The organism is Streptomyces sp. NPDC056987 (assembly GCF_042673865.1).
Taxonomy (GTDB): Bacteria; Actinomycetota; Actinomycetes; order Streptomycetales; family Streptomycetaceae; genus Streptomyces.
Genome location: NZ_JBHURV010000021.1, coordinates 110,776 through 136,193, shown reverse-complemented (window position 1 = coordinate 136,193; position 25,418 = coordinate 110,776). Strand labels below are relative to the sequence as shown.

Below are 25,418 nucleotides of genomic sequence, written 5' to 3'. Positions count from 1 at the left end.
AGCTCCCTGGTACCGGTGTTGCCGTGAGAAAGAGTTCGGAGTGGGCGGACGGGCCCGTGTCGTGCCGGAACCCGCCCGCCCGGGCGGTGCCTAGTAGCACTCCTTGACGCCCTTGTGCAGCTTCAGGCTCAGGTTGCTCAGCGTGAAGGTGCCGGCTGTGGTCGCCCATGCCGTCTGCTCCACCCCGGTGAAGGTGGCCTTGCCCGAACGCTGCCCGAAGCCGTACGGGTTGGCCTGGTCACCGGGGTTGATGCCGGTCTTGTTGCTCTTGTCGCCGGCCGCCACACCGATGTCGATGTTCTCGAACTTGGCGTTTTCCGCGTCCAGCTGGGCGATGTCGATGTAGATGTTGGTCGCCTTGACCGGATTCGTCGCGTTCGTGCCGGCCCTCAGCTCCAGGCTGACGGAGCCGAAGATCGGCACGTCCGGGGTGACCACCGACTGGCACATGTTGGTGATCGTGGCCGAGCTGAACCCGGAGACGGCGACCGGGTGGGCCGTCTTGTTCCCCTTGAGGTCCGTGCCCGAGTCGATGCTGCCGTACTGAATGAAGTCGTAGCCGACCAGTTGGTCCGCGCTGACCTTGAAGCTCTGGCCCGACACACTGAACGAGGCGGCGAGTGCGCCCTGTGCCAGCGCGACACCTATCGCTGCCGTCGCGGCCACACTCGGCACCATGACGACGGCGAACCGCCTCCATCTGGTCCCGCCACGAACTTGGGACTCCATGAATGTCCTCCTTCTCGGACGTACATCTCCGGATCGGGTGGGAGCCCGTCCTGGGATGGGAGAAGTGCTACGTCCTCGGGAAGGAGAGCGCCTGCTCCGGAGGCGTCAACCGCGTCCGAAATCACCGGCGATCACCCCCGAGCGACAACCACTGGCCACGCGTTCGCGCAACCTCTGGACAGGCCCTGCCGGGTGGGCAGGAACCCCCCTGTCCGGGCCGGCGACGCTGCCGCCGGACCGCTCGGTGGGGACCCACGGACCGAGGGCGCGACTGGCTGCCGTGCTGATACGGAAATGGACCGAGCGTCGCCGATCGTGGTGCATTCCCGCTGATGACACAAGGGGGTTCGTTACTGGCTAGTAACGACCTGATAACCGGTACGCGACCAGGCGGTACCGCGCGACCACACAGGGTGCCGCGCACCGATGCGTCAGAAGCGGTGATTGCCCCCCATAGCGGGACAGAGCAAGGGAGTTGATTTACTGTGGGTAACAGTAGCTGCTTTTACCAAGTTTTGGTAAAGCGTGTCTCCTGTTGCCGTTTTGTTGACGTGTTGCCAATTCCGCACCGTGACCGCGGAGTCGACCGTCCCGCCGTACGGACCGGCAGACTCCGTGCCCAGCCTGCCGGCCGTCCCGCCGTACGGACCGGCAGACTCCGTGCCCAGCCTGCCGGCCGTCCCGCCGTACGGGACGGCCGGACCGGACACGTCAACACCCTGGAATCAGAAGAGGACCCGGGCGAGGGCCGACCGCGCCGCGGTCACTCTCGGGTCGTCCCCGCCGATCACCTCGAACAGCTCCAGCAGCCGGACCCGGGCCGCCTCCCGGTCGTCACCGGCCGTACGCCGCACGGCCTCCACGAGCCGGCCGAACGCGTCCTCCACATGCCCGCCGACCAGGTCCAGATCGGCGGCGGCGATCTGCGCCGGCACATCGGCCGGCCGGTCCGCCGCGTCCTTGCGCACCTGCGCCTGGTCCATCCCCTGGACCCGCGCGAGCAGTTCGGCCTGGGCGAGGCCGAGCTTGGCCTCGGGGTTGCCCGGGTCGTCGGCCAGGACACTGCGGTACGCCTCGACGGCGGCGGGGAAGTCATTGGCGTCCAGCGCCTGCACGGCCGTCTCCAGCAGGGCGTCGTACGGCCCTTCCGGTACGGCGTCCTCCTGCTCCGCGCCGTCGTCGCCCACGCCCTCGGCGCCCGCGTCGACCGCGATCCCGGTGAGCCCGAAGCGCTCCTCACCGACCTGGATGAGCTGGTCCAGCGTCTGGCGGATCTGGGTCTCCGGGGCCGCGCCCTGGAAGAGCGGCAGCGCCTGCCCGGCCACCACGGCGAAGACCGCGGGGATGCCCTGGATCCCGAACTGCTGCATCAGCATCTGGTTGGCGTCGACATCGATCTTGGCGAGAACGAACCGGCCGTTGTACTCACGGGCCAGCCGCTCCAGTACGGGGCTCAGCTGCTTGCACGGTTCGCACCACTCGGCCCAGAAGTCGATGACGACCGGGACCTCGGTGGAACGCTGGAGGACATCGCGCTCGAAGCCGGCTTCATCGACGTCGATGACCAGGCTGGACGGGGGTACGGCGCCGGTGCCGCCCTGCCGGGCGGCTTCGGCGCGGGCCTGCTCCGCCTTCGCCTTGGCCTCACCGGCCGCCTTCACCGCGGCGAGGTCGACGACGCCGCTCATGGACATGTTCCTAGGCTGCATGAGTACATCCTCCCCCCTCCGCGCGCACTTGAGAAAAGCGGTGGGCCTACTCCGGCCGCGCGCCGGGCCCGGACCCGCCCCGCACCAGCCACACGCTGGTCGTACACCGGCCGCGTACCGGTCGCGTACGGCTTCCGCTACGAGTCGTAGCGTAACCGGCGCGTCAGTGACGTGTACAGACTCCCCCGGTGAGGCGGCTCACACCCCTACTGGCCGGTATGGTCGCGGGCATGTGCGCGGACAGAGGCGGCGACGGCCGCCCCGGACACGGCGACAGCCACTCCGGGCCGCGCGGGGGCCGCCCGCGCAGCACCGAGGCCGACGCCGCGATCCTGGAGGCGACCCGGGCGGCCCTGGGCGAGCTGGGCTGGACGAAGCTGACGATGGGCGATGTCGCGACCCGCGCGGGCGTGGCCAAGACGACGCTCTACCGGCGCTGGCCCTCCAAGAGCGAGCTGGTCCTGGACGCCGTCGCGGTCCTCTTCGACGGGATGGAACTCGCCGACCGGGGCAGCCTGGCCGCCGATGTCGAGAGCGCCGTCCTCCAGTTCGCGGCGCTGCTGGAGCGGCCGGAGAACAAGACGTCCCTCATGGCGCTGGTCGCGGAGTCCACCCGGGACGAGGCGCTGCGGCGGCGCATCCGGATCTCGATCGTCGACCGCCAGAAACGCCTGGTGCTGCTGGGCCGCGAGCGCGCCCAGGCCCGTGGCGAACTCCCCCGCGAGCCGGACCCCGCGACGGCGGCACGCACGGCGGACCTGATCTTCGACGTGATCGCCGGCGCGGTGGTCCACCGCACACTGGTGAGCGCGGAACCGGCGGACGAGGAGTGGACTCGCGCGTTCACAGCACTGCTGCTGAATGGCCTGGGGTCCCCCACCCCCGAGTCACCGCGCGAGTCGGCCCAGCAGTGACGAGGCCGCCGCGATTCCCAGCACCGCCGCTCCCAGCAGCACCCCGTAGTCCAGGGCGAGATGCGCGGGCGTGCCGAGCAACAGGCCGCGCAAGGCGTCCACCTGGTAGCTCAGCGGGTTGATCCGGCTGACCGTCTGGAGCCAGCCGGGCATGATCGCCACCGGGTAGAGGGCGTTCGAGGCGAAGAACAGCGGCATCGTGATGGCCTGCCCGATGCCCATCAGCCGGTCGCGGGTCAGCACGATCCCGGCGATCGTCATGGACAGGCAGGAGAAGAAGGCCGAGCCGAGGATCACCGCGACGGCCACTCCGAGCAGCCGCAGCGGGTTCCAGGTGAGCCCCACCCCGAGCGCCGCCGCGATGACGATCACCACGACCGCCTGGATCAGCGCCTTCACCCCGGACGCGAACGCCTTGCCGCTGATCAGCGCGGCTCTCGGGGTGGGCGTGACCAGGAGTTTGGTCAGGATGCCCGCATCGCGCTCCCAGATGATCATGATCCCGTAGAAGATCGCGATGAACATCGCGGACTGGGCGATGATGCCGGGCGCGAGATAGTCGATGTACGGGATGCCGCCGGTCGGGATGGCCTTGATCCGGGTGAACGTCTCGCCGAAGATCAGCAACCAGAGCGCGGGCTGGACGGCGCGGGTGTACAGCTCCGTCTGGTCGTGGCGCAGCTTCTGGAGCTCCACGACGCACATCGCGATCACCCGGGCGGGCAGCACCCGCCAGCCGGTACGGGCCTTCGGCGGGGCCAGCAGCAGGGCGAACCGCCCGGGATCGGGTCCGGAGTCCGGGCCTGTGCCCGCGCGCTCGACCGTCTCAGCCGACGCGGGACGCGGTGCGGCGGGTCGACCTGACATCACGGAAGTCGCCTCCCTCTTCGTCCAGACCGCTGCCGGCGACGTCCCGGAAGACGTCCTCCAGCGTCGGTACGGGGTCCCCCCGGCCCGCGATGCCTCCGGCCACGCGGCGGGCGCGCAGGTCGGCCCGCAGTTCGTCGGGGGTGCCGAGGGCGTGCATGCGCCCGCGGTGCATCAGCGCGACCCGGTCGCAGTACCGGTCGGCCTCGTCCATGTAGTGCGTGGTGACGAGGACGGTCATGCCGGTGGCGTGCCGTACGGCGTTGATGTGCTCCCACACACTGGTGCGGGCGATCGGGTCGAGGCCGATCGTCGGCTCGTCGAGCATGAGCAGCCGGGGCGCGCTGACCAGGGCCTGCGCGAGTTCGAGGCGGCGGATCATGCCGCCGGAGTACGTCTTGGTCATCCGGTCGGCGGAGCCGGTCAGGCCCACGGCCTCCAGCGCCTGCGTGACGCGCTCGGCCCGCTCGCGGCGCGGTACGTCGAAGACGCGGGCGAACAGGGTCACGTTCTCGCGGCCCGTGAGCGCGGCGTCAGCGGAGAGCTGCTGCGGTACGTACCCGAGCAGCCTGCGGACGGCCATCTTCTCCTTCGCCGCGTCGTGCCCGAAGACCCGGACCATGCCCGCGGGGACGGGCAGGAGGGTGGTGATGCAGCGGATCGCGGTGGTCTTGCCCGCGCCGTTCGGCCCGAGCAGTCCGAAGACCTCGCCCACGCCGACCGAGAGATCGAGCTCGGCGACGGCCCTGGTCTCACCGAAGGAGTAGGCCAGCCCTTCGCACCGCACGGCGGGCGGGGCGCCGGATTCGGAGGTGTCGCTCATCTGTCCTCCTTCTCTTCCCCTCCCCCGGGTCCTTCCCCTCCCTCGGGTTCCCCGTGGAGGTTGCGCGCGAGTCTGCGCAGCGCCGGGAGGGCCGCCGCCAGGGCCTCACGGTCCTCGTCCGTCAGCCGCGCCACTTCCGCCCGTACGAGAGCGGAACGGCGCGCCCGCCAGTCGCTGAGCCGGGCCGCGCCGGCCGGGGTGGGCAGCAGCAGCGTGGAGCGCCGGTCGGCCGGGTCGGTCTCCCGGCGCACGCATCCGGCCGCCACGAGCTGGTTGACCAGGGTGGAGACCGAGTTGCCCGCGAGCCACAGCTCCTGGGCGGCGTCCGACACCCGGATCCCCGGGCACGCCGCGACCAGCCGCAACAGCTCGACCTGGGTCCCCCGCAGCGGCGCGGCCGCCATGGTGCCGCGCAGCCGCCGCCGGATCGTGCGCTGGACTCCTGCCAGCGCGTCCGCGAGGGAGTCGGGGAACTCCCCGGGGTCAGGGAATTCCCTGGAAAACTCCCCGGAGAACTCCTCGGTGGCCATACCACCTATTTTAGCTCTCACTCCGAGGTAATTCACCCGCACGAGTGAACGCCGCACTTCTGGAGCCCAGAAGCCGCACCTCTGGAGCCTAGAAGCCGGGCGGTTCGGTGTACGTCCCCCACTCGTCCCGCAGCGCGTCGCAGATCTCGCCGAGCGTCGCCTCCGCCCGTACCGCCTCCAGCATGGGGGCGATCATGTTGGAGCCGTCGCGCGCCGCCGCCAGCATGGCCGCCAGCGCCGTGCGCACCCGCGCGTCGTCCCGCGCGGCCCTGCGCGCCGCCAGGACCTGGACCTGGTCCCGCTCGACCTCGTGACTGACCCGCAGGATCTCCAGGTCGCCGGTGACCGAGCCGTGGTGGACGTTGACGCCCACGACCCGCTTGTCGCCCTTCTCCAGCGCCCGCTGGTACTGGAACGCGGATTCGGCGATCTCACCGGTGAACCAGCCGTCCTCTATCCCTCGCAGGATGCCCGAGGTGACGGGGCCGATCGGGTGACGGCCGTCCGGATGGGCGCGCAGGCCGCGCTCCTTGATCTGCTCGAAGATCTTCTCGGCGTCGGCCTCGATCCGGTCGGTGAGCTGCTCGACGTACCAGGAGCCACCGAGCGGGTCCGCCACGTTGACGACCCCCGTCTCCTCCATGAGCACCTGCTGCGTGCGCAGCGCGATCTCGGCGGCCTGCTCGCTGGGCAGGGCGAGGGTCTCGTCGAGCGCGTTGGTGTGCAGGGAGTTCGTGCCGCCGAGGACGGCCGCCAGCGCCTGCGCCGCCGTCCGTACGACGTTGTTGTACGGCTGCTGCGCGGTGAGCGAGACGCCCGCGGTCTGGGTGTGGAAGCGCAGCCACTGCGCCTTGTCGGTGCGCGCCCCGTACACCTCCTTCATCCAGCGCGCCCAGATCCGCCGGGCCGCGCGGAATTTGGCGATCTCCTCGAAGAAGTCGAGATGGGCGTCGAAGAAGAAGGAGAGCCCCGGCGCGAAGGTGTCGATGTCCATCCCCCGGCTGAGCCCCAGCTCCACGTAGCCGAAGCCGTCCGCGAGGGTGTACGCGAGCTCCTGCGCGGCCGTCGCGCCCGCCTCGCGGATGTGGTAGCCGGAGACGGAGAGCGGCTTGTACGCGGGGATGGTGGTGGCGCAGTGCTCCATGAGGTCGCCGATCAGCCGCAGATGCGGCTCGGGCTGGAACAGCCACTCCTTCTGGGCGATGTACTCCTTGAAGATGTCGGTCTGGAGGGTGCCGTTGAGGACGCCCGGGTCGATGCCCTGGCGCTCCGCCGCCACCAGGTACATGCAGAAGACGGGGACGGCGGGGCCGCTGATCGTCATCGAGGTGGTGACGTCGGCGAGCGGAATGTCCGCGAAGAGGATCTCCATGTCGGCGGCCGAGTCGATGGCGACCCCGCAGTGGCCGACCTCGCCGAGCGAGCGGGGGTCGTCGGAGTCGCGGCCCATGAGTGTGGGCATGTCGAAGGCGACGGAGAGCCCGCCGCCGCCCGCCGCCAGGATCATCTTGTAGCGCTCGTTCGTCTGCTGTGCGTTGCCGAAGCCTGCGAACTGGCGGATGGTCCAGGTCCGGCCGCGGTAGCCGGTCGCGTGCAGGCCGCGGGTGTACGGGTACTCCCCGGGCCAGCCGATCCGTTCGAAGCCGTCGTAGGTGTCGCCGGGCCGTGGCCCGTAGACCGGGTCCACGGGGTCCCCGGAGAGTGTCGTGAAGTCCGCGTCACGCTTGCGGGCCTTGTCGTACCGGGCCTGCCAGCGCCGGCGGCCCTCCTCGATGGCGTCAGCGTTCATACGACCAATTTACTAGGACGTCCAAGTAAATGTCGATGACGACAGGGGGGCGAGGGGAGGAACGACGCCGAAATCACAGGGGGACGGCGAACAAAGGCCGAGGAACACAGACAAAACGGCCGCCGGCAACGAGTGCGGGCGGCCGGTGAGCCGGGTGAGCGAGATCAGCGGATGGGCCTGCCGGTCAGCCGACCGCAGGAGCGCTGCGCCCTCAGGCGCTGCACCTTCACGCGCTACGCCTTCAACGCGCTACGCCTTCGCGGTCTCCGGGGCGCGGTCGGTCAGCTGGGACTGGATCTCGCGAGTGATCTTCGGCTCGACGAAGAACGACGCGACGGGGATGCAGCCGGCGGCGAGCACCCACAGCAGCTTGCCGAACGACCACTTCGCCTTGGAGCCCAGATCGAAGGCGAAGATCACGTAGATGATGAAGAGCACACCGTGGATCTGCGAGATCACCATCGTGTTGCCGGTATCGAACCCGTACTTCAGGATGATCGCCACGGTGAAGACCAGCAGCCATACGGCGGTGACGTACGCCATCACCCGGTAGCGGGACAGCACATTCGACTTCATGCGGCTGAGCCTAACCGGGCACAAGGGGCGATCTTCCGGCGCCCCTCCCTCCACCTTCAATCCTCGAAGTCCTGGGCGGCCACCCGCAGCGGGCGCAGCATCGCGAAGATCTCCGCGCACTCCTCCGCATCGTAGACGCCGAGTCCGAAGTCCATCTCCATCAGGTCGAGGGTGGCGGCCTCCACCACCTCGCGGCCCTTGTCCGTGATGGAGGCGAGCGTGCCGCGCCCGTCGTTGGGGTTGGGCCGTTTGTCGACGAGACCGGCGGTCACCAGCCGGTCCACGGTGTTGGTGACGGAGGTCGGGTGGACCATCAGCCGCTCACCGATCTTGGACATCGGCAGTTCGCCGGCCTTGGAGAAGGTGAGCAGCACCAGCGCCTCGTACCGGGCGAAGGTGAGGCCGTACGGCTTGACGACGGCGTCCACCCCGGCGAGCAGGATCTGGTGGGCGCGCATGATCGAGGTGATCGCGCCCATGGAGGGAACGGGTCCCCAGCGCTGCTGCCAGAGTTCGTCGGCGCGCGCGATGGGGTCGAAAGGCAGGCTGAGCGGCTTGGACACGCCATCGACCTTACCCACTGGTTACTCGCGGGTCAGCACCGTCTCGCCCTTCGGTCGTACGTTCCGTCGCCCCCGGCGGGGCAGGCTCCGCAGCCGGCCGCCCGTCCGTCCGCGCGCCTCCCGCGCCGCCGTGGCGTGCGGTCCGGTGCGGTGGACCTCCCGTACGAGGACGAGGCAGCAGAGCGTGCCGAGCGCACCCGCCCCGGCCACCACCTGAGGTACGGGAAGGAATTCGGCGGCCGCTCCCGCCGCCGCCATGCCGAGCCCCTGGAGCGTCATCAGACCCGCCGTGAGCAGGGTCATCGCCCGGCCGCGCAGCTCCTCGGGGACCGCCGCGACGAACCACTGGTCGAGGCCGATGACATACGCGGCCGCCGCACCGGACAGGGTGAGCGCGGCCAGTGCCCAGCCGAGGCCGGGCTCGGCCCCGTACACCAGCAGGGGCAGCAGTCCGAGGGCGGCGCCCGGCAGGACGACGCGGGGGCGGGCGCGCGGCGAGAGCACCGTACCGACGTACAGCTCCGCCACGATGTGCCCCACGGGCATCGCGCACATCATCAGCCCCAGCGCCGCCGGACCGAGCCCGAGGGAGTCCGCGTACGGGGCGGCCAGGGCCTCGGGCGCGACGACGAACATCGCGGGGAGCCAGAAGAGCAGCAGCAGCGCCCGCGTACGCCGGTCGCCCAGCAGCAGCCGGGCGCCGCCGAGCGATTCCCGCAGCAGGGAGCCGCCGTGGCGGTGGCCCGCCGGCCCGGCGGCCCCCGCGTCACCCGGACGTGCGGTGGCGCGGGCCGGACGGTCGGCCGTCCCGAAGCGCAGCAGCGCGGCCGAGCAGAGGAACGTCACGGCCGTGACGCAGATCGCGCCGCGCGCGGGCACGACGGCGAGCAGCACCCCGCCCAGCCCGAACCCGGCGAGCTGCGCGCTCTGCGAGACGATCCGCAGCAGGGAGCGGCCGAGTACGTACAGATCGCCCTCGCCGAGGATGTCGGTCAGCGCGGCCATCCTGGTCCCGGTGAAGACGGGCGCGATCGCGGCGACGGCGCAGCGCAGGGCCAGCAGCCCGGCGATCGGCGTGCCGGGCAGCACCATCACCCCCACGCAGAGGGCGCAGAGCAGATCGCAGACCACCAGCACCCGGCGGGCGGGGTAGCGGTCGGCGACCCCGGCGAGGAGGGTCCCGCCGACGAGGTACGGGAGCAGCCCGAGGGCGAAGGTGAGGGCGCTGAGCAGCGGGGATCCGGTGAGGTCGTAGACGAGGAAGGTCAGCGCGATCTCGCTGACGACCACGCCGAGGAGGGAGAGGAGGTGCGCGGCGAAGACGAACCGGAACTCACGGACGGCGAAGACGGCGCCGTACCCACGGGGAGCGTTCTGGGGCATGGAGGCAGACTGACGGGGTAGGAGCCACGGCCACAGTCATTCGGACGAGTCCGAATCTTCGGCGGACCGCGGACCGCGGACCGCAGACCACGGACCGCGGCCCGGAGCCCGGAGCGACGGAAGCCTTCGGACCGAATGGGAGGCCGCCCGCACCATGCCGTTCCAGCTCCACTTCGACGAGAGCGATCTGCTCCGCTGCCGGTTCGCCGTGTCGCCGCTCTGGGAGACGCAGGAGGCGGTACGCACCCTCGCGCGCCCCGAGCGACACGGGTACCACCTGCCGTGGCTGCGCCGGATCCGGGCTGCGGTGGCGGCGATCGATCTCGCGCCGCTGCATCTCCTGATGCCCGAGCACGGGCACAACCCGGACTTCCTGAGCCGCCCGCCGTCGGTACCCCTCCCCACCTTCGAGGAGGAGATCGCGGCCGTCCGCGCCACCGATCCGGAGCTGGTCAGAACCGACATCACGCTGGCGCTCGCCGACACCCCGGGCGCCGCGGCGCGCCCCGAGGGCCGGGCGATGGCGGCGGATCCGGTGGAGGCGGTGCGGAGGCTGGCCGGGCTGCTGGAACGGGTGTGGCACGAACTGGTGGAGCCGGAGTGGCCCCGGCTGCGCACCCTGCTGGAGGCCGATGTGTCGTACCACTCGCGGCGGTTGGCGGAGACCGGTCTCCAGGGGCTGCTGGGGGAGCTGAGTCCGCAGCTCTCCTGGACGGACGGCTCCACCCTGACGATCACGGGAACGAACGGCAGCCACACCCGCGTACTCGGCGGCGAGGGGCTGGTCCTGATGCCGAGTGTGTTCTCCTGGCCGCGCGTGGTCAGCGGTTATCTGCCGCCGTGGCAGCCGGCCGTGATCTATCCGGTGCGCGGCATCGGCGGCCTGTGGACGCGGCCGTCGGACCGTACCCCCGACGCGCTGGCCCGGCTGCTGGGCCGGGCGCGGGCGGACGTGCTGTGCGCGCTGGACGAGCCGTCCGGGACGACGGCGCTCGCGCGGCTGCTGGGACTGGCCCCGTCGTCCGTGTCGGCACATCTGTCGGCGCTGCGCGGGGCGGGGCTGCTGACCTCGCGGCGGTACGGGCACCAGGTGCTGTACGAGCGGACGCCGCTCGGCATCGCCCTGTCGGCGTCGGCGTCGGCTCCGCTGTCGGCGTCGGCATCCGCCCCGGTGTCGCAGAGCACAACCGATTGAGCGCTATGTAACGATATGCCGGTCTTGCCATTCCCATCGTCGCCCAGTCGACTTCCGAGGGGTCTGGATGTCCGGCCGCAGACCGCAATCACCGTCTTCATCGATGCCGATGCCGGTACCCGCACCGGTACGGGTACCGGCACCGCCGTCGCGCCGCGCGCGCCCCGCGCCGACGACCGTCGTCGCGGCCCTGCTCACCCTCGCCGCGCTGGTGAGCTGCGCCCCGTCCGCGTCCCGGCCCGAGGCGCCGGTGCCGCGCGCCGCGCGGACGGCGCCGGCGGTCCAGGGCGAGGCGGCCCCGACGGCGGCGTCACCCTTCTGGATCGACCCGGACAGCGACGCGGCCCAGCAGGTCAGCCGGTGGGAGCAGGAGGGGCGTTCGGCCGACGCGAAGGCGCTCAAGCGGATCGCGGACCGCGCGGTCGCCGTCTGGCCCGCCGCCGAGAACCCCGAGCCGCAGATCCGCCGGGCGGTACGGGGCGCGACCGCCGGCAAGCGGACGGCGGTCTTCGTCGCGTACAACATCCCGCATCGCGACTGCGGGCTCTACTCGGCGGGCGGCGCCGCCGACGGGCCGTCCTACCGCGACTGGATCGACGGCTTCGCGGCGGCGATCGGCGACGCCGAGGCCATCGTCGTACTGGAGCCGGACGCGGTGCCGCATGTCGCGGACGGCTGCACCCCGTCCGAGCACCACGCCGAGCGGTACGAACTCCTCACCCACGCGGTCGGCCGTCTGAAGCGGCAGCCGCACACCCGCGTCTACGTGGACGCCGGCAACCCGGACTGGATCTCCGACCCGGCCAAGATCGCGGACGCGCTCCAGCGGGCGGGGGTCGGCGCGGCGGACGGTTTCTCGCTCAACGTGTCCAACTTCCAGACGAACAACACCGTCAAGGCGTACGGGACCCGGCTCGCCGGCCTGCTCGGCGAGACCCACTTCACGGTGGACACCAGCAGAAACGGCGCGGGCCCGCTCCCCGGCAACCGCGACGAGGCCTGGTGCAACCCCCCGGGGCGCGCCCTGGGCACCCCGCCGACCACGAACACCGGCAACGAACTGGTCGACGCGTTCCTCTGGATCAAACGCCCCGGCGAGTCGGACGGCCCCTGCCGGGGCGGCCCGGCGGCGGGCACATGGTGGCCGGAGTACGCGCTGGGCCTGGCGCGCCGCGCGAAGGGCTGACGCAGCGCGAAGGGCTCAAGGGCTGACGCGCGCCGGATCCCGCCGTCCGCATCCTCCTCCCGCCTCAACCGCCGTGCGCCTTGCGGTAGGCGCTCGGCGTCATTCCCACTTCCCTCCGGAAAAGGTTCCGGAAATTCGAGGCCGTGCCGAAACCCGTCGCTCCGGCGATCCTCTCGACGGACCAGTCGGATGTTTCGAGGAGCCGGCGCGCAGCGAGAATCCGCTGCGCGGCGACCCATTGCATGGGCGGCATTCCCGTCTCGCTCACAAAACGCCGGACGAGGGTTCTCCGTGAGAGCAGGCTGTGGTCCGCCATCCGCTGCACGGTGACGGGCGATCCGATGTTCTCCCGCACCCATTCCCGTGTCGCGCCCAGGTCGGCGCGCGGAGGGGTGGGCGCGTCCGTGTACTGCGGCTCGTGCGGGCCACGGGCGGCGGAGAAGACGACGTCCTTCGCCACGCCGTCCGCGGCGGTGGTCCCGAAGTCGGTCTGGACGACATGGAGACAGGCATCGATTCCCGACCCCGCGCCGGCGGAGGTGATGAGCGCCCCGTCCTCGACGAAGAGCCGGTTCTCGACGACATCGATCTCGGGGTACCCGGCGCGGAGCTGATCGGTGTTGCGCCAATACGTCGTGGCCGTCCTGCCGTTCAGCGCCCCGACAGCCGCGAGCGCGAATACGCCCGTGCAGACGGCGAGAACCCGCGCACCCCGCTCGACGGCGGTCCGCAGCGCCGTCAGCTGGTCCTCCGGGACAGGGACACTCAGATCCTCGTAGCCCGGGACCACGACGATATCGGCCTCCTCCAGAGCGGCGAGGGAGCGAGTCGGCCTGATGTCCGCGGCCACGTCGACGCGCGACGGCAGCTCCGCGTCGAGGGCCGGGGCGGGATCGTGATCTCCGCAGACGAAGACCCGATAACCGGGATGCCGGCCGAACACATAGGCCGGAATGGTGACGTCGAGCGGATACGCCCGCGGTACCGCGAGGATCGCGACGACCGTCGTCCCGCCCTCCCCGTTCCGCGATCCGTTCGGCAATCCGTTCCGCGATCCGTTCCGCAAGTGGACTCCCTCGCCTGCGCGCTTCCTGTCCACCCTACGTACGCGACCGTCCGACCGGGCACCCTGGCGCCGGCACGATCCTTGCGGTTGCTGGCACAACCGTGCCTGGCCCGCCCCGGCATGGCTTCCTATCGTCTTTCCCGTACCGGTGGAATTCACTTCTGATGATCGGAGCGCCATGAGCGACGCGGATCAGGTCGAAAGCTTCGGAGTCCCTTGGGAAAAGGGTTACGGATACGTTCAGGCGGTCCGGAGCGGCGACACCGTTTATCTCTCCGGCCAAGTCGCCCACGACGGAACGGAACTCGTCGCCCCCGCGCCGGTCGACGCAGCCGGATCGGTCACCGATTTCGCCAACACGGGCGAGCAGATGCGCCAGTGCTATGCCAACGCGGCCGAATTGCTACGGCGTTTCGGCGCATCGCTGGACGATGTCGTCGAAGAAGTCATCTACGCGGTCGATGTCGACGCGGCCGACGCGGCGGCGGGGCCGGTGCGCAAGGAAGCGTACGGCCGGCCGGACCCGCAGGTGGCGAGCACCATGATCGGCACCCCGCGGCTGGCCTTCCCCGAGCTGCTGGTCGAGGTGAGATTCACCGCCCGGGTCTGATCCACCGCCAACCGCCCGGGTCCGGGGCCGAGTCACCGCCCGCGTCCGGCTCCCCGGCTCACCGCCCGGGTTCGACCGCGCGCAACCCCCGGTCGGCGAAGGCGATCAGCCACTCGAAGCTCTCGTCGATGTCGGCGCTCCACTGGAAGCCGTTCGCCACCTGCAGCGTGGCGAAGCCGTGGCAGAGGCTGCGGAGCATGCGCAGGGCGTGGTCCACGTCGGGCTCCGCGATGTCGTAGCCGCGCAGGACCGCCGAGAACGCGTCGAGCAGCCGCTGGGCCGCGGCGGCCATCGGGTCGTCCGGTCCCGTCGGTTCCACGCCGATCGTCGCGGCGTACCGGCCGGGGTGCTCCAGGACGAAGGCGCGGAAGGCGGACGCGGCGGCCACCAGGGCGTCGCGGCCCGCGTATCCCTGGGCGGCGCCGCCGACGGCGTCGGCGGCCTGGCTCAGCGCCAGGGCCGCGATGCGCCGGTTGAGGTCGTCCAGGCCGCCCACGTGCTTGTAGAGGGACGGGGTGCGCACGCCCACCCGTTCGGCCAGCAGCCCCATCGTCAGATGGGCGAGGCCCACCTCGTCGGCGAGGGCGGCGCCGGCCGCGACCACGGCCGCCGGGTCCAGGCCGACCCTAGGCACGGGCGGTCTCCGACCGGAGGAAGGCGAGCAGGAGGGAGACCACCTCGTCGGGGAACTGGTCGTGCGGGTAGTGGCCGGCGCCCTCGATCATCTCCAGGCGGCCGAGGCCGGAGGGCAGGGCGTCGACGATCGCCGAGCCCTCGGCGTGCGGGTCGGCCCAGTCGGGGTCGAGCGTGCCCATCACGACCAGGACCGGGCAGCGGACGTCACCGAGCCGCGCGCCGGCGTCGGCCGGGTTGGCGCGGCCCATGCCCTGGAATGCCTTCATCCGGCCCGGCTCGCGCAGCAGGGAGTCGATACGGCCGAGCCGTTCGGCCCAGTCGGCGGGCTTCGCGCCGGGGTAGGCCACGTCGAGGTACCCGCGCCAGAGCGGGACGCTGCCGAGCACACCCGCGCCGAGCAGCCGCAGCATGCCCTGCCGGAAGCGCCGTACCCGCAGGTCGCCGAGGCGGATGGACTGCTTGCGGGTGAACGGCGCCAGTTCGGCGACCGCGGAGATCAGGGAGGGTTCGCGCGCCGCGGCGATGGTGGCGGCGCCGCCGGAGATCGAGTGGCCGACGAGCACCGCGGGGCCGCCCAGGTGGCGGATCAGGGCGAGCAGGTCGTCGGCGAGGGCGGTGCGGCTCCAGGCCGGCCAGTCGGCGCTGGACTCGCCGCAGCCGCGCAGATCGACCGCGGCGACCCGGTGGCCCGCGGCCACCAGCTGCGGGATCACCGCGCGGTACGCGGCGCGGCTGTCGCCCATGCCGTGCGCGAGCACGATCAGCGGGCCCGAACCCGCCGCCCCCGCCACCTCGTAGGCGAGGGTGCCGCCGTCGACGGCGAGGTACTCGGTCATGATCCCTCCAGGTCTGGCTAACGTCATTAGCTAAAAGCTAATCCCATTAACCAGACCTGTCAACGAGAGGATCCTCTCCCCGCCTTCCCTCTTCCTCCCTCCCCCGGCACCGACCGACGCCGCCCGCCCTCACTCCACCTTGATCCACTTGGCCTCGGACGGGACGCCCGACGCGTCCGTGACGAAGAGCATGTACCAGCCGGGCGGCACCAGAGCGCGGTCCTTCGGGACCTCCACCGTCACCGAGTTCCTCGTCTTCGCCATCGTGAGGTCCACCGAGCGCTGCTCGACGTCCGTCGTGTGCGTGACCGCGCTCGGGCGCATCAGCCGCGCCGTGGCGATCGCCTCCGGGTGGTCCGTACGGAACGTGGCCCGGCCGTCCGCGCCGACCTGTTGTGGGCCCCTGCCGAGCTTCGGGCGCTTCTCCTGGGCCCGGTCGCCCTGGAGGTACGGCGGGGTGTAGATCTCCACGCGCTGCTCGAACGTGCCGAGCTTGGTGTTGTCCGCGTCGTCGAAGAGCGGGTCGGAGCCGAAGGTCACCACCCGGCCGTCCGGCAGCAGCAGCGCCTCCGAGTGGTAGTTGCGGCCCACGGTCGGGTCGGCGGCGGGGCGGAAGGTGTTGGACTTCGGGTCGTAGAACTGCGCCTTCAGGATGTCGCTGGCGCTGCGGCCCCGGTAGTCGGAGGAGCCGCCGGTGGTGAACACCGAGTCGTCCGGCAGCAGCACACTGCTCAGGTACCGGGTGCCCTGCGGGAGCCTCGGGCCCTCCTGGAAGGCCGGGTTGTCCGCCTTCAGGTCGACCACGGCCGTACGGGCGGTGGCCTTGGAGGACTCGCCGACCCCGCCGCCGCCGAGCACCATCACCCGCTGGTCCTGCACGGGCGGCAGCAGCAGGGACGCCGAGGTCTCGGTCTGGTCGAGGTCGGTGAGCCCGCCGATCCCGGTGAACGTGTTGGTCTTCACGTCCCACAGCCCCGGTTGGCGGCCCTGGTCGGCGGGGCCGTACCCGGCGTTGGAGCCGGAGTAGAAGAGCTTGCCGCCCTTGGTGAGGAAGAGCGCGGGATAGGTCGGGAAGTAGCGGGTGGGGCCCTTGGACCACTCCTTGGTCTCCGGGTCGTACAGCTCGTTGTCCCCGGTGAGTACGGCGCCCACGTCGTCCAGGCCCGAGACGGCGAGCACCTTGCCGTCCTCCAGGGTGACCAGCGTGGGGTACCAGCGGGCCTCCTTCATCGGGGCGACGGGGATGTACTTCTCGGCTCTGGGGTCGAACTCGTACGCGGCCTTGATGCCCTGGAAGTCCTGCTTCTCCGTGGTGATCTTCTGGGCGAGGCCGTAGAGGTTGTCGGCGTCCTTGCCCGTGAGGCCGACGATCCGGTACTGCGCCGCCTGGGTCGTCAGCGCCCGCGGGCCCTTCTCCGCCGCCTCCACGAAGACACGCGCCTCGCCGGCCGTGATCTTCGTCTTCCAGGGCAGCATCCGGCCGCCGGACCCGTACGCGATCTTGAACTCGCGCTTCGCCCTGGGGACGGTGACATCGAACTTGCTGATGTACTCGACGCCCGACGGGGAGCGGAAGCGCGTGCCCTTCCTGAACGTGTGGTCACGGTCCGGGTTCTCGTTCTTGACGCGCATCCCGCCGCCCGCGCGCTCGATCGAGCCGTCGAGCACCTCGTAGCGCGCCGTGCCGCCCGCGACCAGCAGCCGGCCGTCGGGGAGCTGCGAATGGCCGGAGCAGAAGAAGTCCTCGGGGGTGGGGATCTTCTTGAACGAGTTGTCGGCCGGGTTCCACAGGATCGTGTCGAACGAGCCCTTGTCGAACTTCTTCTGGTTGTTGCCGGAGCCCGCGATGATCAGGACCTTGCCGGTGTGCAGCAGGGCCGCGTGGATCGCGTTCGTGCGGTACTCCTTGGGCACGGCGAGGGGCTCCCAGGAACCGTACTGCCGCTTGTAGCCGGGCTGGGCGATCTTGTACGCGTGGTACTTCTCCTGGGCGAAGGAGACGGCCGCGGGGGCGTTGAGCCCCACGAGCACCACCACCGCTCCCCCGCCCATCAGGGTCTTCCTGAACTTGTTCGACGGCCGGCGCCGGGGCCGGTACTGCTCGGGCATCTCTCAGTTCCCTCCGGTCGTCGTCTTGGGCGGGATCGCGGGCACCGCCGCGGGCTGGGGCGCGGGCTGCGGGACATGCCGTGTCTCGGGGGCCGCGAGGGCCATGAGGGTGGTCGCGGCCCGTGCCGCGTCGGCGCGCTCCTGACGGGCCGTCCACGCCCAGACGGCGATGGGGGCCAGCGCTGTCGCGAGCGCCAGAAGGGCCCAGGTACGCATCGCCACATGGGAGTGGCCGAGGAGGAAGGAGGCGAGGAGCGAGGCGACGAGCACGGCGGCCCAGAAGAAGTGCACCCGGAACGTCAGCAGCCGGTCGGGGCTGGCCTCACCGCCCTTGGGGGTGACGACGAAGCGGCCATGGGTACGCAGCACGGCCGACCCCAGCGACTTGAGGTAGATCGGCGCGGAGAGCGCGGACATCGCCATCCCGGCGAGTCCGCCGGAGCCCTCGGGCTCGTGGGGCGAGACGTTGTGGCGCCGGTTCCAGAGGTAGAGGCCGATCTGGAGGGCGGCGGCGTCGCTGTAGAGCATCAGCAGGACCGAGGAGGAGACCTGGGTGCCGGAGGCGCCGAGCCAGAGGAACAGGACGCAGCTGAGGATGCCCAGGAACCAGTTGACCGCGGTCATCGGGTAGTAGACGAGCATCATCGTGTAGCTGAACAGCCGCCCCGGCGGCACTCGGAAGGGTGCCTTCCAGTACTGCTTGAAGAGGGTTTCGTAGGTCCCCCTGGACCAGCGCAGCTGCTGGGTGAAGAAGTCCGTCCAGGAGGCGGGCCCCTCGCCGACGGCCAGCACGTCGGGGGTGTAGACGGAGCGCCAGAACCGGCCAGTGAGCGGGTTCCTGCGGCGGTGCAGCTCGAAACCGGTCGCCATGTCCTCGGTGATCGAGTCGTACAGGCCGCCCGCCTGCTTGAGCGCGGTGATCCGTACGGCGTTGTTGGTGCCGACGAACATGGGCGCCCGGTAGCGGTTCCCGGCCCGCTGGATCAGCGCGTGGAAGAGGAACTGCTGGGACTCGGCGGCCTTGGTGACCGGCGAGGTGTAGTTCCCGTACACCTGGGGACCGACGACGAAGGCGATGTCCGGGTCGCGGAAGTAACCGAGCATCCGCTCCAGGAAGTTGGGAAGCGGTATGTGATCGGTGTCGACGGAGGCGAAGAAGTCGTAGTCGTCGCCGTGCATCGCGATCCAGGCGTTGTAGTTGCCGTGCTTGGTGCGGGCCTTGTGCACGCCGCTCGGGCGGTTCCACTCGGGCACCCCGCGGCGGGTGAAGTGGCGTACGCCCAGCTCCTCGCAGAGCGCCCGGGCGGCGGGGCTGTCGCCCTCGTCGAGCAGCCAGATGTCGAGCGGGCCGCTGTGGCGCAGGCGCCCGGCGCCTTCGAGGGTGTCCCGCACCATGGCGAGCGGTTCCTTGCCGGGGACGTACGTGGTGAGGAACGCGACGCGGGTGCCCGTCTCGGCGGGTACCGGCACCGGGTCCTGGGCGACCATCGTGGCATGGGCCACGGAGACCACGTTGACCAGCATGAAGAAGGCGATGAGCCCGATCGAGCCGAGCATCACGTGGTCGAAGACGATGAGCCAGCGGTCGCCGCCCTCGCGGACGGTGCGGTGGGTGGGCCAGACCAGATAGACGAGAAGGACCCCGGAGAGCAGCGGCGCCAGGGCCATCAGCAGGACGGCACGTATTCGGCGGGGTTCCCGCGAGAGCAGACTCCGGTACTGCACCCGGTAGGCGGCCTTCCGGCCCGGCTCCATGAGGGGGCCGGCCAGACAGCTGTGGACGTCGTAGTCGTACTCGAAGCTCTCCGGGCGCACGATGCCTCCAGCGTTCTCGCGCGGTCGATGACCCCACAAAAGGGGACATTTACCGGCGTGTCGACTGGAGGCGTCCGTGCGAGGGGCCGTACGTTCGAGGGTTCGCCCGTACGGAGGCCGCGCCCGGCGGACAGACCGCGTCGGGCGGGGAGACCGCGTCAGGCGGAGAGGTGGCGCTCCACCGTCTCGACCTTCGAGGTGAGGCCGTCCGTGACGCCGGGCCTGATGTCGGCCTTGAGGACGAGCGAGACGCGTCCGGCGCGGGCCTCGACGGCGGCGACGGCGCGCTTGACCACGTCCATCACCTCGTCCCACTCCCCCTCGATCGAGGTGAACATGGCGTCCGTACGGTTCGGCAGTCCGGAGGCGCGGACGACGCGGACGGCGTCGGCGACGTACTCGCCGACGTCCTCCCCGACGCCGAGGGGCGAGACGGAGAAGGCGACGATCATGCGCTCACCGTACCCTCGCGACGGGCGCGGGAGGCGATGACCGCGTCGTCGGCGGCGCGCTTGAGCTTGCGCTCGGCGAAGAAGCCGCCGGCGGGCAGGACGGAGAGCACGAAGTAGAGGGCCGCCGTGCCGAAGGACCATTTGGTGCGGTTCCAGGCGTCGAGCCAGAAGATCACGTAGAGGACGAAGAGCAGGCCGTGGACGGCACCCATCACGGGGACCGCGTTGAACTCCGTCGTCCGCTTGAGGACCGAGCAGACGAGCAGCAGGAGGAAGGAGACGGCCTCCGGCGCGGAGACCAGGCGGAGGCGGTGGAGGGAGGAGGCGGTCTTGATGTCCACGAGGAAGGCACCTTCGTCTTCGGGGGCAACGTGAGGGCGGAAGCAGCACGCTCCGTGGCGCACACGATCTTGTGAATGCGCGCACAAGCGTTTCCTCATTGTGACAGCCCCGCTTTGCCCGACCGTTATCAGGGGTCGGGTCGGCCCCTGTCCGGGTCGGGGCGGCCCGTCTCAGGGTCGGGTCGGCTCCGGGATCGTTCCGGGACGTGTCGGGGGCACGGGCCCTGTTCCGGGTCGGCGGCGCCGGATACCGTCGACGCGTGGCTCAGTTCCGACTGCAAGGCAGCAAGGTGCTCGCCGTCGACCTGACCGGCGACGCCGTGAAAGCGAAGAACGGCTCGATGGTCGCGTACGACGGCCGGATGACCTTCAAGAAGATGACCGGGGGCGGTGACGGACTGCGCGGGATGGTGACGCGCCGCCTCACCGGTGAACAGATGACCGTGATGGAGGTGAAAGGCCAGGGCACGTGTTTCTTCGCCGACCGGGCGAGCGAGATCAACCTCGTCTCGCTCCACGGCGACAAGCTCTATGTCGAGGCGAGCAATCTCCTCTGCACGGACGCCGGACTGCGGACGGGCACGGCCTTCACGGGGCTGCGCGGGGGCGCGACGGGAAATGGCTTGTTCACGACCACGGTCGAGGGCACGGGGCAGGCGGCGATCATGTCGGACGGTGAGGCGGTGGTCCTGCGGGTGGCACCGCAGTACCCGCTGTACGTCGACCCCGGCGCGTACATCGCGCACCAGGGCAATCTCCAGCAGAAGTTCCAGTCGGGGGTGAACTTCCGGACCTTCATGGGCGAGGGCTCGGGCGAGTCCTTCCAGATCCGGTTCGAGGGCGACGGTCTGGTCTACGTGCAGCCGAGCGAGCGGAACACGATCGGGGGCGATGTCTGATGCCGTTCCGCGAGATCAACGCGAAGATGGTCGAGGCGACGGTGGCGCCCGGGCAGAAGCTGTTCAGCCAGCGGGGCGCGATGCTCGCGTACCGGGGCGAGGTCAGCTTCACGCCGAACATCCAGGGCGGCCAGGGCGGGCTGATGTCGATGATCGGACGGCGGGTGGCCAACGAGGCGACCCCGCTGATGACGGTCGAGGGCAGCGGCACGGTGATGTTCGGGCACGGTGGCCACCACATCCAGGTGATCAACCTGGCGGGCGACACCCTGTACGTGGAGGCGGACCGGCTGCTCGCCTTCGACGGCACCCTCCAACAGGGCACGATGTTCATGGGGTCGCAGGGCGGCGTGATGGGCATGGTGCGCGGCCAGGTGACCGGCCAGGGGCTGTTCACGACCACGCTCAAGGGCCACGGCGCGGTCGCGGTGATGGCGCACGGCGGGGTGATCGAGGTGCCGATCTCCCCGGGGCGGGACATCCATGTGGACCCGCAGGCGTACGTCGCCCACCACGGCGACGTACGGAACAAGCTCTCCACCGCGCTCGGCTGGCGCGACATGGTGGGGCGGGGCTCGGGTGAGGCGTTCCAGTTGGAGCTGAGCGGCAGCGGTGCGGTGTTCGTCCAGGCGTCGGAGGAGAAGCTGTGAGCGGGGGAGTGACGAGCGCTCCGGTGATCTTCGATCCGGTGACGCTGCCGAGCGACGACAACGTCAACGCGTACACCTTCTGTGTGGAGTTGAAGGGGAGCCAGTGGTTCCTCCAGAAGGGCAAGATGATCGCCTACTACGGGCAGATCAACTTCGACGGGATCGGCCACGGCCGCTTCGAGCCGCTGGTGCGCAGCAGCTTCCACTCGCCGCTGCACGCGGCGGACTGGGTGGTCGCGGAGGGCAGCGGGAAGATGCTGCTCGCCGACCGCGCCTTCGACGTCAACTCCTTCGACCTGGAGGAAGGCAATCTGACGATCCGTTCGGGGAATCTGCTGGCGTACCAGCCGTCGCTGGCGCTCAAGCAGTCGATCGTGCCGGGCTTTCTGACCCTGATCGGGACGGGGAAGTTCGTGGCGGCGTCCAACGGGCCCGTGGTCTTCATGGAGCCGCCGCTGCGGGTGGATCCGCAGGCGCTGGTCGGCTGGGCGGACTGCCCCTCCCCCTGCCACCATTACGATCATGGCTATATGTCCGGTGTGCTCGGCGGCATCCGTTCACTGACGGGGATCGGGGGCGTCTCGGGCGAGGAGCATCAATTCGAGTTCGTGGGGGCCGGTACGGTGCTGCTGCAGTCGACGGAGACGCTGATGGCGGAGCAGCCGACGGGTGCGGCGCCCCCGGAGCAGGGGGTGCCCGGCGGCGGCCATTCCTCCGGACAGGGAGGACTTGGTGATCTCCAGCGCCGCTTCGGTCTGTGAGCGGTAGTCTGCGGAGTGTGACGTCGAACGCGTGCACCCCTCCCGTGGTGCGTCCGCGCGGCGCTTCGGGTGCCTGGCGTCACACGTACCACCCTCCTTACATTTCGTCCAGAATTCAACTTCTTAGGTAGAATCGATTACATGGAGACCGAGACGGCCACCCGCTGGCTGAGCGATGCGGAGCAGTGCGCCTGGCGCACCCACCTGGATGTCAGCAAGCTGCTGACGCACCAGCTGGAGAAGGATCTCCAGCCGTTCGGACTGACCATGAACGACTACGAGATCCTGGTCAATCTCTCGGAGTCGGCGGAGCGGCGCATGCGGATGAGCGATCTCGCCGCCATCACCCTCCAGTCCAAGAGCCGGCTCTCCCACCAGATCACCCGGATGGAGACCGCGGGGCTGGTGCGCAGGGAGAACTGCGAGTCGGACCGGCGCGGGCTCTTCGCGGTCCTGACCGACCAGGGCATGGAGACGATGCAGCGGGTCGCCCCGCACCATGTCGAGTCCGTACGGCGCCACTTCATCGATCTGCTCTCACCGGAGGCGCTGGCGGAGCTGCGGACGTCGCTGGCCCCGGTCGCGGAACAGCTCCGCGGCCGGCGCGGCAAGATCTGAGCCCGCGGGAGCGGGAGCGAGGGCCGGACCCGGGGCCGCCCCGGCCCCGGCGTGCTACAGGACCTGGGCGCCGGCCTCACCGGGGCCGGTCACGGCGGGCAGCCGTAGTTCGAAGAGGGCGCCGCCGGACGGCGCCCGGCCGACCGTGAGGGTGCCGCAGTGCCGCTCGGCCACATCGCGGGCGATGGCCAGCCCGAGACCGGCCCCGCCGTCGTCACGGCTGCGGGCGTCGTCGAGCCGGACGAACCGTTCGAAGATCCGCTCGCGCTCCGCCTCCGGCACCCCGGCGCCGTCGTCGGCGACCGCGAGCACCACCCAGGCGCCCACCCGGCGCACCGACGTCTCGACCGAACCGGCCGCGTGCCGCTGGGCGTTGTCGAGGAGATTGCCGAGGACCCGCGCCAGCTGACCGCGCGAGCCCACCACGTCGAACCCCTCCCGGGCCCGCACGGCGACCGGGAAGCGGTCCGTGGCCCGCTGGGAGACCTCCTCGCGGACCAGCGCGCCCAGGTCGGTCCTGGTACGCCCCGGCCGCTCCCCCGCGTCCAGCCGCGCCAGCATCAGCAGGTCCCCGGCGAGCTGCTGGAGCCGTACGGTGTCCGCGACCGCGCCCGGCACGTCCAGCAACCCCGGGTGCGCGTGCCCCACTTCGAGCTGGGTGCGCAGGGAGGCGATGGGGCTGCGCAGTTCGTGCGAGGCGTCCGCGACGAAGCGGCGCTGCCGTTCCACCGCCGCCTCCAGCGCGGTCAGCGTCTCGTTGGTGGTCCGGGCCAGCCGGGCCACCTCGTCCCGGGTGGCGGGCTCGGGCACCCGCCGCGACAGGTCCTCGGAGGCGGTGATGGCCGCCATCTCGCTCCGGATGCCCTCCACCGGCCGCAGCGCGCGCCGCGTGACCAGCCAGGTCACTCCCCCGACGACCAGCAGCAGGACCGGCAGGCCCAGCAGCATCGCGGCGGCGGTCGTGTTCACCGCGCTCCGCCGGTCGGCGAGGGACGCGCCCGCGTGCACGACGACCGTCCGGCCGGTGCGGTCGGTGGCCTCGACGGTCGCGAAGCGGTAGTCGCCCGCCGTGCCCTCGACCGTCGCGCTCCCGTCGCTGTATTCCGTCGTGTCGTCGATCTCCCCCACGGCGGGGTCGTCGTCCCCGCCCTTCCCGCCGCCGTGGTCGTCGCCGCCGTCGTCGTCGGAGTCGTCATCATCCTCGGAGCTGCCGGAGCTGCCGGACCGGTCGGTGCCGGAGCCGCCCGTGCGGGCGGTCCCCGACGGATCCGGCGCCGACCGCGCCGTGTCGACCGCGGGGACACCGGAGCCGCTGATCCGCTGCAGCCCCTCGCTGAGGGTGAGCAGCCGCCCGTCCTCGTCGGTCACCAGTACGGGACTGTCCTCGGCGTCCGGCAGCTCCAGCTTGGCGTACGGGGTCCGGTCGGGGGCCTGCGCGGCGATGTCCAGGGCGACCTCACGGGCCGCCCGGTCAGCGGCGCGCTCCGCCTGGCCGGTGAGGTTCACGCGCAGCGAGAGCAGGACGGCGACGCCCGCGGCCACCAGCGCCACCGCGACGACCGCGGTCGCGCCGAGCGACGCCTTGGCCCGTACGGACGAGAACCGGCCGCTCACCGCGCGACCAGCCGGTATCCGGCGCCGCGCACCGTCTGGATGGACGCGGCGCCGAGCTTGCGGCGCAGCGCGCTGACGTAGACCTCGATGATGTTGGGATCGCCCTCGTAGGCGAAGTCCCAGACATGCTCCAGGATCTCCGGCTTGCCGACCACCTGCCCGGCCCGTACCGCCAGTTGCTCCAGTACGGCGAACTCCTTGGCGGTGAGCGCCACTTCCGTACCGTCGCGGAAGACCCGGCGGGCGGCCGTGTCGACGCTGAGGGCGCCGATGCGCAGCACGGGCGAGGCACCGGCCGTACCGCGGCGGCGCAGCAGGGCCTTGACCCGGGCGACGAGGACGACGTACGAGAACGGCTTGGTCAGGTAGTCGTCGGCGCCCGTGTCGAGCCCCTCCGCCTCGTCGTACTCGCCGTCCTTCGCGGTGAGCATCAGGATCGGTACGTCGTGGCCGGCGGCGCGCAGGGCGGCGCAGACCCGGTAGCCGTTCATGCCCGGCAGCATGATGTCGAGGACAACCAGGTCGTAGACGCCCTCACCGGCGCGGTGCAGCCCTTCGAGGCCGTCGTGGACGACATCGACGGCGAATCCCTCGGCGGTCAGGCCCTTGGCGAGTGACACCGCGAGCCGCTTCTCGTCCTCCACGATCAACAGGCGCATGCGCACAGCTTCGCAAACGGAACCTGAAGATCACTTCAGCTGACTTCAGCCTGGCTTCAGGTTCGGTACGGCAGATTGAAGGCGTTCG

General features: G+C 70.8%; 26 protein-coding genes. 8 read left to right on the top strand and 18 right to left on the bottom strand.

Features of this window, described 5'->3' with window-relative positions:
- Positions 1-90 precede the first annotated feature (90 nt).
- On the bottom strand, positions 91-729 hold the full coding sequence (locus ACFTZC_RS23990) for a DUF6230 family protein (protein ID WP_382892890.1): 639 nt from the start codon (positions 727-729) through the stop codon (positions 91-93).
- 725 nt (positions 730-1,454) lie between these two features.
- On the bottom strand, positions 1,455-2,438 hold the full coding sequence (locus ACFTZC_RS23985) for a tetratricopeptide repeat protein (RefSeq protein WP_382892888.1): 984 nt from the start codon (positions 2,436-2,438) through the stop codon (positions 1,455-1,457).
- 230 nt (positions 2,439-2,668) lie between these two features.
- Between ACFTZC_RS23985 and ACFTZC_RS23980 the strand changes: the two genes are divergently transcribed.
- On the top strand, positions 2,669-3,352 hold the full coding sequence (locus tag ACFTZC_RS23980; RefSeq protein WP_382892886.1) for a TetR/AcrR family transcriptional regulator: 684 nt from the start codon (positions 2,669-2,671) through the stop codon (positions 3,350-3,352).
- Here ACFTZC_RS23980 and ACFTZC_RS23975 read toward each other — a convergent pair.
- The 7 genes from ACFTZC_RS23975 to ACFTZC_RS23945 all read right to left on the bottom strand — a co-directional run bounded on the left by ACFTZC_RS23975 (position 3,326) and on the right by ACFTZC_RS23945 (position 9,883).
- Positions 3,326-4,219: an ABC transporter permease gene (locus tag ACFTZC_RS23975; RefSeq protein WP_382892884.1), complete on the bottom strand. Its 894-nt coding sequence runs from the start codon at positions 4,217-4,219 to the stop codon at positions 3,326-3,328. The two genes, ACFTZC_RS23980 and ACFTZC_RS23975, sit on opposite strands and share 27 nt — an antisense overlap.
- Positions 4,179-5,042 (bottom strand): ABC transporter ATP-binding protein, encoded by an 864-nt coding sequence (locus ACFTZC_RS23970; RefSeq protein WP_382892881.1) that lies wholly within the window; start codon positions 5,040-5,042, stop codon positions 4,179-4,181. The genes ACFTZC_RS23975 and ACFTZC_RS23970 overlap by 41 nt, the downstream gene beginning before the upstream one ends.
- Positions 5,039-5,572 (bottom strand): MarR family winged helix-turn-helix transcriptional regulator, encoded by a 534-nt coding sequence (locus tag ACFTZC_RS23965; protein WP_382892878.1) that lies wholly within the window; start codon positions 5,570-5,572, stop codon positions 5,039-5,041. The genes ACFTZC_RS23970 and ACFTZC_RS23965 overlap by 4 nt, the downstream gene beginning before the upstream one ends.
- A gap of 88 nt (positions 5,573-5,660) precedes the next feature.
- Complete coding sequence (locus ACFTZC_RS23960; protein WP_382892875.1) at positions 5,661-7,361, bottom strand: methylmalonyl-CoA mutase; 1,701 nt, start codon at positions 7,359-7,361, stop codon at positions 5,661-5,663.
- A 249-nt stretch (positions 7,362-7,610) separates the two neighbouring features.
- Complete coding sequence (locus ACFTZC_RS23955; RefSeq protein ID WP_382892873.1) at positions 7,611-7,937, bottom strand: DUF3817 domain-containing protein; 327 nt, start codon at positions 7,935-7,937, stop codon at positions 7,611-7,613.
- A 56-nt stretch (positions 7,938-7,993) separates the two neighbouring features.
- Positions 7,994-8,500 carry a MarR family transcriptional regulator gene (locus ACFTZC_RS23950; protein ID WP_365811456.1) on the bottom strand — a complete coding sequence of 169 codons (507 nt, stop codon included), beginning with the start codon at positions 8,498-8,500 and terminating at the stop codon, positions 7,994-7,996.
- Between the two features lie 21 nt (positions 8,501-8,521).
- Positions 8,522-9,883: an MFS transporter gene (locus ACFTZC_RS23945; RefSeq protein WP_382892870.1), complete on the bottom strand. Its 1,362-nt coding sequence runs from the start codon at positions 9,881-9,883 to the stop codon at positions 8,522-8,524.
- A 154-nt stretch (positions 9,884-10,037) separates the two neighbouring features.
- Here ACFTZC_RS23945 and ACFTZC_RS23940 point away from each other — a divergent pair, with 154 nt between their 5' ends.
- A complete protein-coding gene (locus ACFTZC_RS23940) occupies positions 10,038-11,078 on the top strand; it encodes a DUF5937 family protein (RefSeq protein WP_382892868.1) in 1,041 nt (346 codons plus the stop codon).
- Positions 11,079-11,181: 103 nt separating this feature from the next.
- A complete protein-coding gene (locus ACFTZC_RS23935) occupies positions 11,182-12,264 on the top strand; it encodes a glycoside hydrolase family 6 protein (RefSeq protein ID WP_382892866.1) in 1,083 nt (360 codons plus the stop codon).
- A gap of 64 nt (positions 12,265-12,328) precedes the next feature.
- Here the strand turns inward: ACFTZC_RS23935 and ACFTZC_RS23930 are convergent, their stop codons facing one another.
- Positions 12,329-13,306, bottom strand: a complete 978-nt coding sequence (locus ACFTZC_RS23930) for a GlxA family transcriptional regulator (RefSeq protein WP_382892864.1) — start codon at positions 13,304-13,306, stop codon at positions 12,329-12,331.
- A gap of 202 nt (positions 13,307-13,508) precedes the next feature.
- On the opposite strand from ACFTZC_RS23930, the gene ACFTZC_RS23925 reads away from it, so the two are divergent.
- A complete protein-coding gene (locus ACFTZC_RS23925; protein ID WP_382892862.1) occupies positions 13,509-13,940 on the top strand; it encodes a Rid family hydrolase in 432 nt (143 codons plus the stop codon).
- A 58-nt stretch (positions 13,941-13,998) separates the two neighbouring features.
- On the opposite strand, the gene ACFTZC_RS23920 is transcribed toward ACFTZC_RS23925, so the two are convergent.
- From ACFTZC_RS23920 to ACFTZC_RS23895, 6 genes are all read right to left on the bottom strand, one after another.
- Positions 13,999-14,544 carry a TetR-like C-terminal domain-containing protein gene (locus ACFTZC_RS23920; protein WP_382892948.1) on the bottom strand — a complete coding sequence of 182 codons (546 nt, stop codon included), beginning with the start codon at positions 14,542-14,544 and terminating at the stop codon, positions 13,999-14,001.
- A 22-nt stretch (positions 14,545-14,566) separates the two neighbouring features.
- On the bottom strand, positions 14,567-15,412 hold the full coding sequence (locus ACFTZC_RS23915) for an alpha/beta fold hydrolase (protein WP_382892860.1): 846 nt from the start codon (positions 15,410-15,412) through the stop codon (positions 14,567-14,569).
- A gap of 129 nt (positions 15,413-15,541) precedes the next feature.
- The gene (locus ACFTZC_RS23910) at positions 15,542-17,521 is read right to left on the bottom strand and encodes a galactose oxidase-like domain-containing protein (protein ID WP_382892857.1); all 1,980 of its coding nucleotides are present in this window, start codon (positions 17,519-17,521) and stop codon (positions 15,542-15,544) included.
- 3 nt (positions 17,522-17,524) lie between these two features.
- Positions 17,525-19,276, bottom strand: a complete 1,752-nt coding sequence (locus ACFTZC_RS23905; RefSeq protein ID WP_382892946.1) for a glycosyltransferase family 2 protein — start codon at positions 19,274-19,276, stop codon at positions 17,525-17,527.
- A 218-nt stretch (positions 19,277-19,494) separates the two neighbouring features.
- Complete coding sequence (locus tag ACFTZC_RS23900) at positions 19,495-19,788, bottom strand: MTH1187 family thiamine-binding protein (protein ID WP_365811444.1); 294 nt, start codon at positions 19,786-19,788, stop codon at positions 19,495-19,497.
- The gene (locus ACFTZC_RS23895; RefSeq protein WP_382892855.1) at positions 19,785-20,129 is read right to left on the bottom strand and encodes a DUF3817 domain-containing protein; all 345 of its coding nucleotides are present in this window, start codon (positions 20,127-20,129) and stop codon (positions 19,785-19,787) included. The genes ACFTZC_RS23900 and ACFTZC_RS23895 overlap by 4 nt, the downstream gene beginning before the upstream one ends.
- A 260-nt stretch (positions 20,130-20,389) precedes the next feature.
- On the opposite strand from ACFTZC_RS23895, the gene ACFTZC_RS23890 reads away from it, so the two are divergent.
- From ACFTZC_RS23890 to ACFTZC_RS23875, 4 genes are all read left to right on the top strand, one after another.
- Positions 20,390-21,028, top strand: coding sequence for an AIM24 family protein (locus tag ACFTZC_RS23890; protein WP_382892853.1), 639 nt, complete (start codon positions 20,390-20,392; stop codon positions 21,026-21,028).
- A complete protein-coding gene (locus ACFTZC_RS23885; RefSeq protein ID WP_382892851.1) occupies positions 21,028-21,678 on the top strand; it encodes an AIM24 family protein in 651 nt (216 codons plus the stop codon). The genes ACFTZC_RS23890 and ACFTZC_RS23885 overlap by 1 nt, the downstream gene beginning before the upstream one ends.
- A gap of 23 nt (positions 21,679-21,701) precedes the next feature.
- Positions 21,702-22,439, top strand: a complete 738-nt coding sequence (locus ACFTZC_RS23880; protein WP_382892944.1) for an AIM24 family protein — start codon at positions 21,702-21,704, stop codon at positions 22,437-22,439.
- Between the two features lie 141 nt (positions 22,440-22,580).
- Complete coding sequence (locus ACFTZC_RS23875; protein ID WP_365811437.1) at positions 22,581-23,057, top strand: MarR family transcriptional regulator; 477 nt, start codon at positions 22,581-22,583, stop codon at positions 23,055-23,057.
- Between the two features lie 54 nt (positions 23,058-23,111).
- Here the strand turns inward: ACFTZC_RS23875 and ACFTZC_RS23870 are convergent, their stop codons facing one another.
- Together ACFTZC_RS23870 and ACFTZC_RS23865 are read right to left on the bottom strand one after the other, a co-directional pair.
- Entirely contained in the window at positions 23,112-24,671 is a 1,560-nt protein-coding gene (locus ACFTZC_RS23870; protein WP_382892849.1) for an ATP-binding protein, read from the bottom strand.
- Positions 24,668-25,330: a response regulator transcription factor gene (locus tag ACFTZC_RS23865; RefSeq protein WP_365811433.1), complete on the bottom strand. Its 663-nt coding sequence runs from the start codon at positions 25,328-25,330 to the stop codon at positions 24,668-24,670. Before ACFTZC_RS23865 ends, ACFTZC_RS23870 begins: the two co-directional genes overlap by 4 nt.
- Positions 25,331-25,418 lie beyond the last annotated feature (88 nt).

What these genes read in the sequence shown, in the direction of transcription:
- ACFTZC_RS23990 (WP_382892890.1), bottom strand. Translation starts at nt 729, where the DNA reads ATGGAGTCCCAAGTTCGTGGCGGGACCAGATGGAGGCGGTTCGCCGTC.
- ACFTZC_RS23985 (WP_382892888.1), bottom strand. Translation starts at nt 2,438, where the DNA reads ATGCAGCCTAGGAACATGTCCATGAGCGGCGTCGTCGACCTCGCCGCG.
- ACFTZC_RS23980 (WP_382892886.1), top strand. Translation starts at nt 2,669, where the DNA reads ATGTGCGCGGACAGAGGCGGCGACGGCCGCCCCGGACACGGCGACAGC.
- ACFTZC_RS23975 (WP_382892884.1), bottom strand. Translation starts at nt 4,219, where the DNA reads ATGTCAGGTCGACCCGCCGCACCGCGTCCCGCGTCGGCTGAGACGGTC.
- ACFTZC_RS23970 (WP_382892881.1), bottom strand. Translation starts at nt 5,042, where the DNA reads ATGAGCGACACCTCCGAATCCGGCGCCCCGCCCGCCGTGCGGTGCGAA.
- ACFTZC_RS23965 (WP_382892878.1), bottom strand. Translation starts at nt 5,572, where the DNA reads ATGGCCACCGAGGAGTTCTCCGGGGAGTTTTCCAGGGAATTCCCTGAC.
- ACFTZC_RS23960 (WP_382892875.1), bottom strand. Translation starts at nt 7,361, where the DNA reads ATGAACGCTGACGCCATCGAGGAGGGCCGCCGGCGCTGGCAGGCCCGG.
- ACFTZC_RS23955 (WP_382892873.1), bottom strand. Translation starts at nt 7,937, where the DNA reads ATGAAGTCGAATGTGCTGTCCCGCTACCGGGTGATGGCGTACGTCACC.
- ACFTZC_RS23945 (WP_382892870.1), bottom strand. Translation starts at nt 9,883, where the DNA reads ATGCCCCAGAACGCTCCCCGTGGGTACGGCGCCGTCTTCGCCGTCCGT.
- ACFTZC_RS23940 (WP_382892868.1), top strand. Translation starts at nt 10,038, where the DNA reads ATGCCGTTCCAGCTCCACTTCGACGAGAGCGATCTGCTCCGCTGCCGG.
- ACFTZC_RS23935 (WP_382892866.1), top strand. Translation starts at nt 11,182, where the DNA reads ATGCCGATGCCGGTACCCGCACCGGTACGGGTACCGGCACCGCCGTCG.
- ACFTZC_RS23925 (WP_382892862.1), top strand. Translation starts at nt 13,509, where the DNA reads ATGAGCGACGCGGATCAGGTCGAAAGCTTCGGAGTCCCTTGGGAAAAG.
- ACFTZC_RS23915 (WP_382892860.1), bottom strand. Translation starts at nt 15,412, where the DNA reads ATGACCGAGTACCTCGCCGTCGACGGCGGCACCCTCGCCTACGAGGTG.
- ACFTZC_RS23910 (WP_382892857.1), bottom strand. Translation starts at nt 17,521, where the DNA reads ATGCCCGAGCAGTACCGGCCCCGGCGCCGGCCGTCGAACAAGTTCAGG.
- ACFTZC_RS23905 (WP_382892946.1), bottom strand. Translation starts at nt 19,276, where the DNA reads ATGGAGCCGGGCCGGAAGGCCGCCTACCGGGTGCAGTACCGGAGTCTG.
- ACFTZC_RS23900 (WP_365811444.1), bottom strand. Translation starts at nt 19,788, where the DNA reads ATGATCGTCGCCTTCTCCGTCTCGCCCCTCGGCGTCGGGGAGGACGTC.
- ACFTZC_RS23885 (WP_382892851.1), top strand. Translation starts at nt 21,028, where the DNA reads ATGCCGTTCCGCGAGATCAACGCGAAGATGGTCGAGGCGACGGTGGCG.
- ACFTZC_RS23875 (WP_365811437.1), top strand. Translation starts at nt 22,581, where the DNA reads ATGGAGACCGAGACGGCCACCCGCTGGCTGAGCGATGCGGAGCAGTGC.
- ACFTZC_RS23865 (WP_365811433.1), bottom strand. Translation starts at nt 25,330, where the DNA reads ATGCGCCTGTTGATCGTGGAGGACGAGAAGCGGCTCGCGGTGTCACTC.